The 12,418-nt window shown below is 71.4% G+C and carries 13 protein-coding genes; 11 read left to right on the top strand and 2 right to left on the bottom strand.

What is annotated here, in order from left to right:
* Position 1 precedes the first annotated feature (1 nt).
* From MTP10_RS03340 to MTP10_RS03305, 8 genes are all read left to right on the top strand, one after another.
* A complete protein-coding gene (locus MTP10_RS03340; RefSeq protein ID WP_310707442.1) occupies positions 2-1,543 on the top strand; it encodes an aldehyde dehydrogenase (NADP(+)) in 1,542 nt (513 codons plus the stop codon).
* A gap of 65 nt (positions 1,544-1,608) precedes the next feature.
* A complete protein-coding gene (locus tag MTP10_RS03335; protein WP_310707441.1) occupies positions 1,609-2,688 on the top strand; it encodes a dihydrodipicolinate reductase in 1,080 nt (359 codons plus the stop codon).
* A complete protein-coding gene (locus tag MTP10_RS03330) occupies positions 2,685-3,188 on the top strand; it encodes a carboxymuconolactone decarboxylase family protein (protein ID WP_310707440.1) in 504 nt (167 codons plus the stop codon). The genes MTP10_RS03335 and MTP10_RS03330 overlap by 4 nt, the downstream gene beginning before the upstream one ends.
* A gap of 70 nt (positions 3,189-3,258) precedes the next feature.
* Positions 3,259-4,881: a GMC oxidoreductase gene (locus MTP10_RS03325; RefSeq protein WP_310707439.1), complete on the top strand. Its 1,623-nt coding sequence runs from the start codon at positions 3,259-3,261 to the stop codon at positions 4,879-4,881.
* A 124-nt stretch (positions 4,882-5,005) separates the two neighbouring features.
* Positions 5,006-5,704 (top strand): DUF4328 domain-containing protein, encoded by a 699-nt coding sequence (locus tag MTP10_RS03320; protein WP_310707438.1) that lies wholly within the window; start codon positions 5,006-5,008, stop codon positions 5,702-5,704.
* Positions 5,705-5,740: 36 nt separating this feature from the next.
* The gene (locus tag MTP10_RS03315; RefSeq protein ID WP_310707437.1) at positions 5,741-6,370 is read left to right on the top strand and encodes a TetR family transcriptional regulator; all 630 of its coding nucleotides are present in this window, start codon (positions 5,741-5,743) and stop codon (positions 6,368-6,370) included.
* Between the two features lie 120 nt (positions 6,371-6,490).
* Complete coding sequence (locus MTP10_RS03310; protein ID WP_310707436.1) at positions 6,491-7,900, top strand: amino acid permease; 1,410 nt, start codon at positions 6,491-6,493, stop codon at positions 7,898-7,900.
* A 57-nt stretch (positions 7,901-7,957) separates the two neighbouring features.
* Complete coding sequence (locus MTP10_RS03305; protein ID WP_310707435.1) at positions 7,958-9,070, top strand: hypothetical protein; 1,113 nt, start codon at positions 7,958-7,960, stop codon at positions 9,068-9,070.
* A 10-nt stretch (positions 9,071-9,080) separates the two neighbouring features.
* On the opposite strand, the gene MTP10_RS03300 is transcribed toward MTP10_RS03305, so the two are convergent.
* Positions 9,081-9,539, bottom strand: coding sequence for a MarR family transcriptional regulator (locus MTP10_RS03300; protein WP_310707434.1), 459 nt, complete (start codon positions 9,537-9,539; stop codon positions 9,081-9,083).
* 22 nt (positions 9,540-9,561) lie between these two features.
* Positions 9,562-9,933, bottom strand: a complete 372-nt coding sequence (locus tag MTP10_RS03295) for a helix-turn-helix domain-containing protein (protein ID WP_310707433.1) — start codon at positions 9,931-9,933, stop codon at positions 9,562-9,564.
* 106 nt (positions 9,934-10,039) lie between these two features.
* Here MTP10_RS03295 and MTP10_RS03290 point away from each other — a divergent pair, with 106 nt between their 5' ends.
* From MTP10_RS03290 to MTP10_RS03280, 3 genes are all read left to right on the top strand, one after another.
* Positions 10,040-10,615, top strand: a complete 576-nt coding sequence (locus MTP10_RS03290) for an NAD(P)H-dependent oxidoreductase (protein WP_310707432.1) — start codon at positions 10,040-10,042, stop codon at positions 10,613-10,615.
* A gap of 117 nt (positions 10,616-10,732) precedes the next feature.
* Positions 10,733-11,224, top strand: coding sequence for a sigma-70 family RNA polymerase sigma factor (locus MTP10_RS03285; protein ID WP_310707431.1), 492 nt, complete (start codon positions 10,733-10,735; stop codon positions 11,222-11,224).
* Positions 11,221-12,369 carry a CU044_5270 family protein gene (locus MTP10_RS03280; protein ID WP_310707430.1) on the top strand — a complete coding sequence of 383 codons (1,149 nt, stop codon included), beginning with the start codon at positions 11,221-11,223 and terminating at the stop codon, positions 12,367-12,369. The genes MTP10_RS03285 and MTP10_RS03280 overlap by 4 nt, the downstream gene beginning before the upstream one ends.
* Positions 12,370-12,418: the final 49 nt, after the last annotated feature.

The raw sequence follows: 12,418 nt of genomic DNA, 5'->3' as shown, positions 1-12,418 counted from the left end.
GATGGCGAACGCCGTGCTGAGCGTCGATCCGCGTACCGGGGAGACCCGCGAGCGCGTCGCGACGGAGTCGACGCCGTCGGACGTCGACCGGGCGGTGCGGGCCGCGGCCGCCGCCACGGAGGCCCTCGCGGACCGCTCGGTGCGCGCCGACCTGCTCCGCACGGCCGCCGCGCTGCTGGAGGAGGGCGGCGAGGAGATCATCGCGACCGCCGACGCGGAGTCCGCGCTGGGCCGGGTACGGCTGACGGGCGAGCTGGCGCGCACGTGCTACCAGCTGCGGGCCTTCGCCGACGTGGCGGAGTCCGGCGCCTACCTGGACGTGATCATCGACCACGCGGACCCGGGAGCCCGGCCGGCGCCCCGGCCGGACCTGCGGCGTTACAAGGTGCCGCTGGGCGTGGTCGCGGTCTTCTCGGCGAGCAACTTCCCCCTGGCCTTCAGCGTGCCCGGCGGCGACACCGCGAGCGCGCTGGCCGCGGGCTGCCCGGTCGTGGTCAAGGCGCACCCCGACCACCCGGCCACCAGCGTCCTGTGCGCCCGTGCCCTGCGCGCGGCGGCGGTCAAGGTCGGGCTGCCGGAGGACGTGGTCGGACTGGTCCACGGCTTCGAGGCGGGTCCCGAGCTGGTACGCCATCCGCTGACGGCGGCGGTGGGCTTCACCGGGTCGGTGCGCGGGGGCCGGGCCCTGTACGACATCGCCTGCGCCCGGCCCCGGCCGATCCCGTTCCACGGCGAGCTGGGCAGCCTCAACCCGGTGGTGGTGACGGAGCGCGCCGCCGAGACCCGGGCCGCGGAGATCGGCGCGGGGCTGGCCGCCTCCTACACCCAGGGGCTCGGCCAGTTCTGCGTCAAGCCCGGCCTCGTGCTCCTGCCCGAGGGCCCGGCGGGCGACGCCGTCGTCGAGGCGGCCGTCTCGGCCACGGTGCCCTCCGGGCCGCTGCTCGACCCGCGCATGCGGGAGGCGTTCCTGGCCGGGGTGCGCGCCCGCGCCGAGCTTCCCGGCGTGCGCGAGGTTCTCGCGGCCGGCGAGGCGGGCGACGGCGACGCGCCGCTCGCGGTCCGGCCGGGCATGCTGACCGTGGCGGCGTCGGGCCTGGCGGCCGGCGGGGCGCACGGCGAGCTGCTGGAGGAGTGCTTCGGGCCCGTCACCGTCCTGGCCCGCTACGGGTCGCGGGCCGAGCGGGACGCGGTGCTGGACGCCCTGCCCGGCAATCTCACGGCGACGGCGCAGATCGCGGCCGACGAGAGCGGCGAGGCGGACGGCGGGGCGGCCGAGCTGGTGGCCCGGCTGACCGGGCTGGCCGGGCGTGTCGTCGTGAACGGCTGGCCCACGGGGGTGACGGTCGCCCCCGCCATGCAGCACGGCGGGCCGTACCCGGCCTCCACCAGCGGCTCCACCTCGGTGGGGAGTACCGCGATCGAGCGCTGGCTGCGGCCGGTGTGCTTCCAGGACACCCCGGAGGCCCTGCTGCCCCCGGAGCTGCGCGAGGCCAACCCGCTCGGCGTCCCCCGCACGGTGGACGGCGTTCCGCAGGCGCTGTAGCTGGGCGTCGTCCAGTCACACCGGGGGCCCTATACACCTAACCAAGCGCTTGTTACGCTCCGCCCATGGTGTCCACGATCGTCTGGGGTACCGGGAACGTGGGCCGGGCGGCCATCCGCGCCGTCGAGGCCCATCCGGCGCTGGAGCTCGCCGCCGTGCTCGTCCATGACCCCGGCAAGGCCGGCCGCGACGCGGGCGAGCTCGCCGGTCTCGGCCACGGGCTGGGGGTCACGGCGACGGACGACGTGGACGCGGTGCTCGCCACCCGTCCCCGCGCCGTGGTCTACGCGGCGTCCGGCGAGATCCGCCCCGACGAGGCGCTGGCCGACGTCATCCGGGCGATCCGGGGCGGGGCGGTGGTCGTCACCCCCTCGCTGTACGCGCTCTACGACCAGCGCAACGCGCCGCCAGAGACGCGGCTGAACGTGCTGAGGGCCGTGGCGGAGGGCGGCGGGTCGCTGTTCGTGTCCGGGGTCGATCCCGGGTGGGGGAACGACGTGCTGCCTCTCCTGATCAGCGGGCTGGCCACCACCGTGGACGCCATCCGCTGCCAGGAGATCTTCGACTACTCCGCCTACGACCAGGAGGACTCCGTCCGCTACCTGGTCGGGATGGGGCAGCCCATGGACTACGAGCCGCCCATGATCGCCCCGACCGTCCCGACCATGGTGTGGGGCGGGCAGGTACGGCTGATCGCCCGGGGCCTCGGGGTCCGGGTCGAGGAGATCCGCGAGAGCGTGGAGCGGCGCCCCCTCGGCGCCACCGTCGCCACGGAGGCCATGGGGGAGTTCAAGGCCGGCACGCAGGGCGCGGTGCGGTTCGAGGTCCAGGGAATCGTGGACGGCGAGCCGCGGATCGTGGTCGAGCACGTGACGCGGATCCACCCGTCCTGCGCCCCGGACTGGCCCGCGACGCCCGGCCGCGCGGGGGCGCACCGCGTGGTCATCGAGGGCAGACCGCGGATCGAGGTCACGGTCGAGGCGAGCGACGAGGGCGGCAACCCGGCCGCCGGCGGGAACGCCACCGCCGTCGGACGCCTGGTCAACGCCGTCGAGTGGCTGGCCGAGGCGGAGCCGGGACTGTACGACGCGCTCGACGTCCCCCTGCGCCCGGCGACGGGCAAGCTCGGAAGGAGCCGCTGGTGAGGGTCGACATTCCCGCGGGCAAGGACCCGATCACGTACGTGTGGGGCGAGCTGGTCCCCGGCATCGGGCCCGCCGCCTCCCACTTCTCCCTCGCCGTGTACGCCCACACGACCCTCGGGCTGCGCGAGTTCGAGGCCGCGCGGCTGCGGATCGCGCAGATCAACGGCTGCGCGTTCTGCCTCGACTGGCGTACCGAACGGGACGGGCAGAAGGTGGAGGACGAGTTCGCCGAGGCGGTGGCCGAGTGGCGCACCACCGCGGCCTTCGACGTGCGGACCCGGCTGGCGGCCGAGTACGCCGAGCGGTACGCCGTCGACCACCACGGCATCGACGACGAGTTCTGGGCGCGGATGACCGCGCACTACAGCCAGCTCCAGATCGTGGAGCTGAGCATGTGCATCGGATCGTGGCTGGCGTTCGGCCGGCTCAACCGGGTGCTGGGGCTGGACACCGTGTGCGTGCTGCCCACCGGTGGTCCCTCGCCGGCCGGTGACCGGTAGACGCATTCACCAGGCAGCGACTCAGGCGCGAGCAACCCCGTACAACTCCCTCAAGAGTGAGGAACGCCGCATGAGTGAGAAGACCTCCGGCATCTCGCGTCGTGGGTTCATCGCCGGGACCGGAACCCTGCTCGGGGTCGCCGCCCTCGCCGGCCGCGAGCCGGCGCAGGCCACGGCACAGGCGATCACCGGCCCGATCGCGAACGGGGCGAGCGTCTCGGCACTGGTCATCGGCACCGGGTACGGCGGGTCCGTCGCCGCCCTGCGCCTGGCCCAGGCCGGCGTGGACGTGCACATGATCGAGATGGGCATGGCCTGGGACACCCCGGGCTCCGACGGCAAGATCTTCTGCAGCACGCTGGAGCCGGACAACCGGTCGTACTGGCTGCGCACCAGGACCAAGGCGCCGCTCAACTACTTCCTCGGCTTCCCCATCGACCGGAACATCAGCCGCTACACCGGGGTCCTGGACGCCGAGGAGTTCAGCGGCATCACGGTCTACCAGGGCCGCGGGGTCGGCGGCGGCTCGCTCGTCAACGGCGGCATGGCGGTCACCCCCAAGCGCGAGAACTTCCCCGCCATCCTGCCCTCGGTCAGCCCCGACGAGATGTACGACGTCTACTACCCGCGCGCCAACGCCGGGCTCGGGGTCGGCACGGTGAACCCGGCCTGGTTCGACTCGACGGAGTGGTACCAGTTCTCGCGGGTCGGCCGCAAGCACGCCGAGCGCTCCGGGTTCCCGTTCGTCTTCGTCCCCGACGTGTACGACTGGAGCTACATGGAGGAGGAGGCGGCCGGCACCGCCACCAAGTCGGCCCTGGCCGGCGAGATCCTCTACGGCAACAACCACGGCAAGAAGTCGCTCCAGAAGACGTACCTCGCCCGGTCCAAGGCCACGGGGCGGGTCGCCATCTCGCCGCTGCACAAGGTCACCTCGGTGACCCCGGCGGCCGGGGGTCGCTACACGGTCGTCATCGAGCAGATCAACACCAACGGCGACACCACGGCCACCAAGACCGTGACCGCGGACCGGGTCTTCTTCGCGGCCGGCAGCGTCGGCACCAGCAAGCTGCTGGTCAAGCTGAAGGCCACCGGCGCGCTGCCCAACCTGAACGGCGAGGTCGGCAAGGGCTGGGGCGACAACGGCAACGTCATGTGCGGCCGCGCCAACCACCTCTGGGACCCGACCGGCTCCCACCAGTCGACCATCCCGTGCAGCGGCATCGACAACTGGGCCGCGGGCGGGGCGTTCGCCGAGATCGCGCCGCTTCCGACCGGGATCGAGACGTTCGCCTCGTTCTACCTGTCGATCACCAAGAACCCGAACCGCGCCCAGTTCACCTGGAACGCCGCGACGGGCGCGGTCGAGCTGAACTGGCAGACCGCCTGGAAGCAGCCGGCCATCGACATGGCCAAGACCATCTTCGACAAGATCAACTCCAAGGAGGGGACGATCTACCGGACCGACCTCTTCGGCACGTACAAGATCTGGGGCGACCACCTCACGTACCACCCGCTCGGGGGCGCGGTCCTCAACAGGGCCACCGACAACTACGGCCGCCTAACCGGTCACCCCGGTCTGTACGTGATCGACGGCTCGCTGATCCCGGGCAACACCAGCGTGAACCCGTTCGTCACGATCACGGCCCTCGCCGAGCGGAACATCGAGAAGATCATCGCCACCGACCTCTGAGAGCGCGACTCCGTCGTCGTCGATCAGTCGTCGATCACAGGAGCGTTGCGACGCCCGGAATCGGGGCTTCGGGGCGTGGAAGTTGGCGATACTGCGCTTCTGGGTGTCTACGCGAGGAGTTCTCATGCATCCGGCGGTGCCTGCCGTGACCCTGCGGCCGGTCCGGGGGATGGCGTCAGTGGCCGTGGTGACGCTGGCGGCGCACTCCCTGGTGAAGGTCGTGGGAGCCGGGATGAACGCGTGGCAGGCCGTGATCATCCAGCGGATGCTCGTCGACTCGGACTCCGTCCGGCCGCTGGAGGTGGACGTCAACGGCGCCCTGGCCATCGGGAACGGGGTCGCGGAGGTCGCGGTGTTCGTGCTGGCCGCCGGGGCGTTCCTGGTGTGGCTGCGCCGGGTGCGGGCGAACGCCGAGGCGCTGCTGCCGGGGCCGCACCGGCGGGCGAGGCCGTGGGTGATCATGGGCTGGTTCGTGCCGGTCGTCAATCTGTGGTTCCCCAAGCAGGTCGTCGAGGACGTGTGGAACGCCTCCAGGCCGGGCGCGCCCGCGGGACCCCTGCCGCTGGCGCGCCCCTCCGTGCTGGTCTGGGCCTGGTGGAGCGCCTTCCTGATCGGCGTCTGGGTGTTCGACGTGGTGGCCGTGCTGCTGTGGCGGTCGGACCTGGAGGCGCAGAGGGAGGCGGCGTGGGTGGACGTGGTCGGCTGCGCCTGGTGGACGGCCACGGCGGCGCTGGCGGCGTTCGTCATCATGAAGATCACCCGCTTCCAGGAAGATCGGCGCGACGCTTTGCCGGAACTTGGCCGGAATCTGTCCGTCAACTGATTGAGGGAGGCGATAGGGGGACCTATCGTCTCCTGGGTGATTTCAGGGGACACGAGCCAGCGGGAGATGATTCTCCGGGTCGCGACGAAACTGTTCGCCGGACTCGGGTACGACGGCACCTCCACCCGGCAGATAGCCGAGGCGGTGGGGTTGAACGTGGCCACCATCAGCTACCACGTCGGCAGCAAGCGCGAGCTGTACCTCGCGGTCATGGCCCGCGCCAACAACGCGCACCGCGCCATGCTGGAGACGGCGGTCGAGGACCTGGTGGCGGCCCCGCAGGAGGACAAGCTCCCCACGGCGCACCGGCTGATCGACCTCTACATCGACTTCTGCGTCGAGCACCCCGAGTTCCCCGCCCTGTGGACGCACCGGTGGCTCGCCGACGCCAGCGACGTCACCGGGCTCGAACCCGAGTACGTCCAGCCGCTGGCCCAGCTCGTCATCGACACCATCAAGGCCACCCTGGACGTGGACCCCGACGCGGACGTGGACTACACGGTCAACACGCTGATCTGGTGCTCCCACAGCTTCGTGCTGAGCGGGGTGTTCGACAAGGCCGGTGAGCGGCACGGCGCCGACGACCCGCGGGCGCTGCGCCGCTTCCGCGCGCACATGCACCACCTGCTCCACCGCGCCCTGGGCCTGCCCGGCGACCCTCCCTGAGCCGCCGCCGCGCTCGTTCTGCCGTCACCCGGGAAAGGCGGTTCGACCTGGGGGAACGGCATAGGAGGGGACGCGGCGGGAAGGGGCACTGTGGGCCGAACCCTGGTCAGGAGGATCGTCATGGTGTCTTCTCGCGGGATCTTCCGGCGCAAACCCGTGGAACAGATCGCCCAGGAGCACGAGGGTGAGCTGTCCCGGACGCTGGGACTGTGGCAGCTCACCGCCATCGGCGTCGGCGGCATCATCGGGGCCGGCATCTTCGCCCTGGCCGGGGCCGTCGCCAACCAGACGGCCGGACCGGCCGTCCTCGTCTCGTTCCTCATCGCGGGTGTCGCGAGCGCGGCGGCGGCCTTGTCCTACGCCGAGTTCGCCGGGCTCATCCCGAAGGCCGGGTCGGCCTACACGTACGGCTACGCGGTGCTCGGCGAGATCGTCGGCTGGTTCATCGGCTGGGACCTGCTGCTGGAGTACACCGCCATCGTCGCCGTCGTGGCCATCGGCATCTCCGGCTACTTCGGCTTCCTGGTCCTGCAGTTCGGCGTGCACCTGCCCGCCTGGATGCTCGGCGCGCCGGGCACGGGGAGCGGCCACGTGGTGGACCTGTTCGCGGTCGTCCTGTGCCTGTTGATCGCGTTCCTGCTCAACCTCGGCATCCGCGCCGCCGCCCGCTTCGAGACGATCGTGGTCGGCATCAAGGTGGCCGTGGTGCTGATGGTCATCGTGGTCGGCTTCTTCTTCATCAACACGGCCAACTACACGCCGTTCTTCCCGTTCGGGATCAGTGGGGCGATCACCGGCGCCGCGACCGTGTTCTTCGCCGTGTTCGGCTACGACGCGATGAGCACCGCCGCCGAGGAGTCCAAGGACGCGCGGCGGCACATGCCCAAGGCCATCATCTACTCGCTGATCATCTCCATGATCCTCTACGTGCTGGCGACGCTCGTGCTCACCGGCATGCAGAACTACAAGGAGATCGACCCCGAGAGCGGCTTCTCCTCGGCGTTCGCCTCGGTCGGGCTGTCGGGGCTGGCGTCGCTGATCGCGGTCGGGGCCATCATCGGCATCCTGACCGTCATGTTCACGTTCATGCTGGGCGTGACGCGCGTGTGGTTCTCGATGAGCCGCGACGGGCTGCTGCCGCAGTGGTTCGCCAAGCTGCACCCGGTGCGCCGGGTGCCGACCCGCGTCACCTGGATCGTGGGCGCCGCCTCCGCGCTGATCGCCGGGTTCCTCCCGATCCGGGAGGCGGCCGAGCTGACCAACATCGGGATCCTGCTCGCGTTCGTGGTGGTCTGCGTGGCGGTCATCGTGCTCCGGTACCGCCAGCCGGACCTGCCCAGGACGTTCCGGACGCCGGGCATGCCGTTCGTGCCGGCCATCGGGGTGGTCTTCTCGATCTGGCTGATCACGTTCCTGGACCCGCTGACGTGGCTGCGGTTCGCCGTCTGGTTCGTGATCGGGATGATCATCTACTTCGGCTACGGCCGCCGGCACTCCGCGCTGGAGTCACAGGCCGCCGGGGAGCGGTAGAGCACGAGTTGCCCGAACGGCCCGCGTGAGCGCACTGTCGCCGGTTAGTCTCACTGCGTGAGCAAGCTTGCGCGGGCCGTGGAGCTGAAGGCCGAGCTGATCCACTTCGCCACCTCGGGCCGGTTCGGCGCCGAGCTGGGCGCCGTGCTCGACCGCTTCTACGCCGGCGGGCCGCCGGCCGACGAGGCGGCCGCCTTCCTGCCGGTCGACTTCTTCGCCCACCAGCACGCGCTGCCCAGCGGCGACACGGTCGTGGACCGCTTCCTCGCCGAGACGCCGGGGCTCGACCGCACCGACGTGGAGCTGGTGGCGGGCTGGAAGATCGTGGTCGAGGGAGTGTTCGAGGTGCGGGCCGTGGACGAGGCGGCCGTGCTGCTGTTCAACCTCGTCGACGAGCTGGTCTACCGGGCCTTCTCCAACCTGGGCGAGGGGGCGTTCGGGGCGCTGGCGCCCGGCATGTTCGTCGTGGGGCGGCTGATCCCGCTCGGCGCCGACTGGCTGATCAGCGCGCCCCCGGCCGTGCACACCGCCGAGGCGCGGGGCACGCTCGTGGAGGTCGCCGCCCGGCTCGCGCTCGGCCACCCGGCGTGGGTCCTCCGCAACCCCGTCCTGCTCGCCCAGGCCAAGGAGACGCAGCGGGCGCAGCGGCGCTGCTTCACCGAGTACTTCGGGGCCGACCTGATCGTGCTGCCCGGCGTCGACCTCGCCGACCTGGTCCGGGGCTACCTCGCCCACCAGGCGGCGCGGCTCGGCGGTCCGCCGTCCGGGGAGTTCGAGCCGCCCGAGCACCTGGTCGCGGCGCGCACGGTCGGCCTGATCTTCGACGAGGCGGCAGGGCTGGGGTATTACGCGGAGTTCGGGATGCTGGAGGAATTGTTCAACGATCCTCCGCTCGTCGTCCGGGCCGCGTACCGCGATCTGCTGTCCGCCTATCTCCGGGGCGACGCCGTCTCCCCGGTGCCGCTCCTGCGCCTGGCCGAGCGTGACCCGGCCAGGGCGAGCGAGGTGTTCGCCGGGCTGCTCGGGCGCAAGGGGTTCGACTGGGAGCGCAGCGGCGAGCTGCTGCTGCGGGCGCACAAGCCGGGACACTACGCCGGGCCGCCGCTGCCCACGGTCACCCCGGTGACCGCCGCGATCGCCGAGCACCTGGGCCTGTCCGCACAGACCTGACCCGGGGTGTTCAGTCCCGGTCCTGGGCGGCGGTGACGCGGTCGTGGAAGGGGCGGCGGCGCAGCGCCTCCACCGTGGCCTCCAGGACGGCGGTGAGCGGCGCCGGCAGCTCCTTTTCCAGCTCGGCCACCGCCCGCGTCGTGGCGGCCCACTCCGCCTCGATGGCGGGCAGCGCCGCCCGGGTGCGCTCGGTCAGATGGACGACGCGCTGCCGGCCGTCCGTGCCGCGTTCGAGGGTGACGAAGCCCGCTTTGCTCATCTGGTGGACGGTCTGGCTGGCCGCCGAGTGGGTGACGCCGATGGCGGCGGCCAGGTCGCGGATGGCCAGCGGTCCCTCGGCGGCCAGGGTGCGCACGGCCGGGGAGAAGCGCGGCCGGTAGTCGGGCATGCCGAGATCGGTGTAGATCTGGGCGATCGCGCCGTCCATGATCTCGTGGACATGCCGCAGCAGCGTCCCCAGGGATGCCATGCCGTCCAACGTAACAGCCGTGTCAGATCGCGGCGTCCTGCCGGGACACGTGCTCGGGCGCCTCGTGGCCGGAGGCGCCGGGCAGCGGGATCCACTTGTGGGCCCAGGTGACCAGCTCGTCCAGGACGGGGCGCAGGTCCTCGCCCATCTCGGTGAGGTGGTACTCGACGCGGACCGGCGAGGTGCTCAGTACGCGCCGCTCGACGAGCCCGGCGGCCTCCAGCTCGCGCAGCCGCCGGGCCAGCATCGTGTCGTTGAGGCCGGGGATGGCGGCCTTGAGGTCGGCGTAGCGGTGCGCGCCCTTGAAGATCATGTGGATCACCGCGCCGGACCACCGCGCTCCGATCAGCTCCAGGGCGATGTGGAAGCGGGTGCAGACGGTCTTGAGGCTCACATCACGAGCGTACCGGATCGGGCGGCCATTTACTAAGAAATGTGTAGTTCCTCAAAAATGTTTAGTAAGCTGAGCGTCACCACACCAGCGCCATGAGGAGCCATCCATGTCCCAGCCCGTCCTTCAGATCGTCGTCGCCAGCACCCGGCCCGGCCGCGTGGGCCGGTCGATCGCCGAGTGGTTCCGCGACCGCGCCGTGGCCGCCGGCGGCTTCGACGTCGAGCTCATCGACCTCGCCGAAGTGGGGCTGCCCTTCCTCGACGAGCCCAACCACCCCCGGCTCAAGCAGTACGAGCACGCGCACACCAAGGCGTGGAGCGCCACCGTCGACCGCGGCGACGCCTTCGTCTTCGTGACCCCCGAGTACAACCACAGCTTCAACGCCGTGCTCAAGAACGCCCTCGACTACCTGCACCAGGAGTGGCAGCACAAGGCGGCCGGCTTCGTCAGCTACGGAGGCGTCTCCGGCGGGACCCGCGCGGTCAACGGCCTGCGCCAGGTCACCAGCTCGCTGAAGATGGTGCCCGTGGTGGAGTCCGTCACCATCCCGTTCTTCCCCCAGGTCGTCGGCGAGGACGGCGTGGTGCGGCCCAACGAGGTGATGAACGCCGCCGCCGACGCCCTGATCGCCGAGCTGGCCAAGCTCACCGGCGCGCTGCGCCCCATGCGCCTGGCCGCCTGATCCCTGTAACACGGCCCCTGTAACACTGGGGCGCCCCAGACCACTACCTGGTGCCAGGGAATCACCCGAGGCGAAGGGAGGGTGGTCGTGTCGGATGATGAGCAAAGACTCATCCGCATGTACGACGAATGCCGACAATCCGTATGGGCCTACGTGGTCAGCCGCTCCGGCCGGCAGGTGGCCGACGAGGTGGTGAGCCAGACGTTCGCCATCGCCTGGCGGCGACTGGACGACGTGGCGGAGCCGGCGCTGCCATGGCTGCTCGGCGTGGCCCGCAACGTCCTGCGCGACCACGTCCGGGCAGAGGCCCGCCGGGAGTCGCTCATGGCCGAGCTGCGGGCCTGGGACGAGGAAGACATCGCCGATCAGATCGCCGAGCGGATGAGTGTGCGAAAGGCACTGGTCAAGCTGTCGGAGGACGACAGGGAGATCCTCATCCTCGTCGCGTGGCACGGGCTCTCGCCAGGGGAGGCCGCGCGCGTCATCGGCTGTTCGGGCGCCGCGTTCCGTGTGCGGCTGCACCGTGCCCGCAAGCGGCTGCGAGCGGCGATGGAGAGCACCACATGGTCGGCGCCCCAGGCGATGAATCTCAGCAGGGAGTTGTCATGAACGTCCTCGATCAGCTGCGGCAGGCGCGTCCCGAGGTTCTGTCCGACTCGCCGGTGGACGCGCGGACCAGAGCGACCGAACTGTCCCACGCCATGGCGCAGCCGCGCCCGAGCCGGCGAAGGCGCAAGACGGTCCGGCCGGTCTGGGGACTCGGCCTCCTGGGCGCCGCCGCGGCCGCGACCGCGGTCACCGTCATGCTCACCGGCGCGGGGGGTACGGCTCCGCGCGCGCCCTCGGCCACGACCGCGGCTCCGCAGCCGGCGTCCGACCGGCAGATCCACCTGTCCGCCCGCGAGATCCTGCTGACCGCCGCTCAGCGGGCGGAGAGCCGGCGTGAGGCGACGGGCGCCTACTGGCACACGGTCGGCGTGCAGAGGACGCTGTTCAAGGTCGACGGGGCCGGCTACACGGTCGTGAACAGTCAGCGCAGCGAGTCCTGGACGCCGTCGGCGCCCGGTGGCGAGCAGTGGAGCCGGGCGTCGTCGCTCGGCGCGCAGCCCGCGACCCCACAGGACGTGGAGGCGTGGAGACAGGCCGGCTCACCTGCCGAGATCCGCGTCAAGGTGCCGGGGAAGGGGACGGTGGAGCTGTCCACCGAGCCGCGAGCCGCCGAGGTCGGTCATGCTCCCCTGGTCGACGGGGACAAGGTGTTCTGGCTCGGCAGGAACGTCAGCATGAAGGATCTGCGCTCCCTGCCCTCCACGCCGGCCGGGCTCAGGAAATGGCTGCTGCGCTCGTACGGCGGGCACGGCACCGAGTCCGGCGACCCGATGTCGTCGGACGACTGGTTGTTCGCCGTCACCACCGGATTGATCAGGGACATGCCGGTCACGCCGCAGGTGCGCGGCGCGGCCTTCCGGATGCTCGCCGATCTGAAGAACATCGAGGTCATCGACGACGTCAAGGACGCCGAAGGCCGCACCGGAACCGCGATCGCGGTCAGGCAGCGGCTCGGGGCGAAGGGCGGCGACGGCGCCGTCCTGCAGTCGCGTCTGATCATGGACGAGACGACCGGCCAGGCGCTCGCCCAGGAGAGCGTCGTGGTGGAACCGGGCGGGCTGCAGGCCGGCCTCGAACCAGGAGCCGTGTCGGATTCGTACACCATCCTCGAATCGGGCTGGACCGACTCCGAGCCCGCCTCCTGAGCGCTGTCCTCCGTGGTCAGGTGAGGAGCGGCCGGCCCCGGCCGGCCGC

Source organism: Nonomuraea sp. 3-1Str, from assembly GCF_031570565.1.
In the GTDB taxonomy this organism is placed as follows: Bacteria; Actinomycetota; Actinomycetes; order Streptosporangiales; family Streptosporangiaceae; genus Nonomuraea.
Note: the sequence above shows the minus strand (reverse complement) of the source record. Positions and strands in the feature narration are given on the sequence as shown.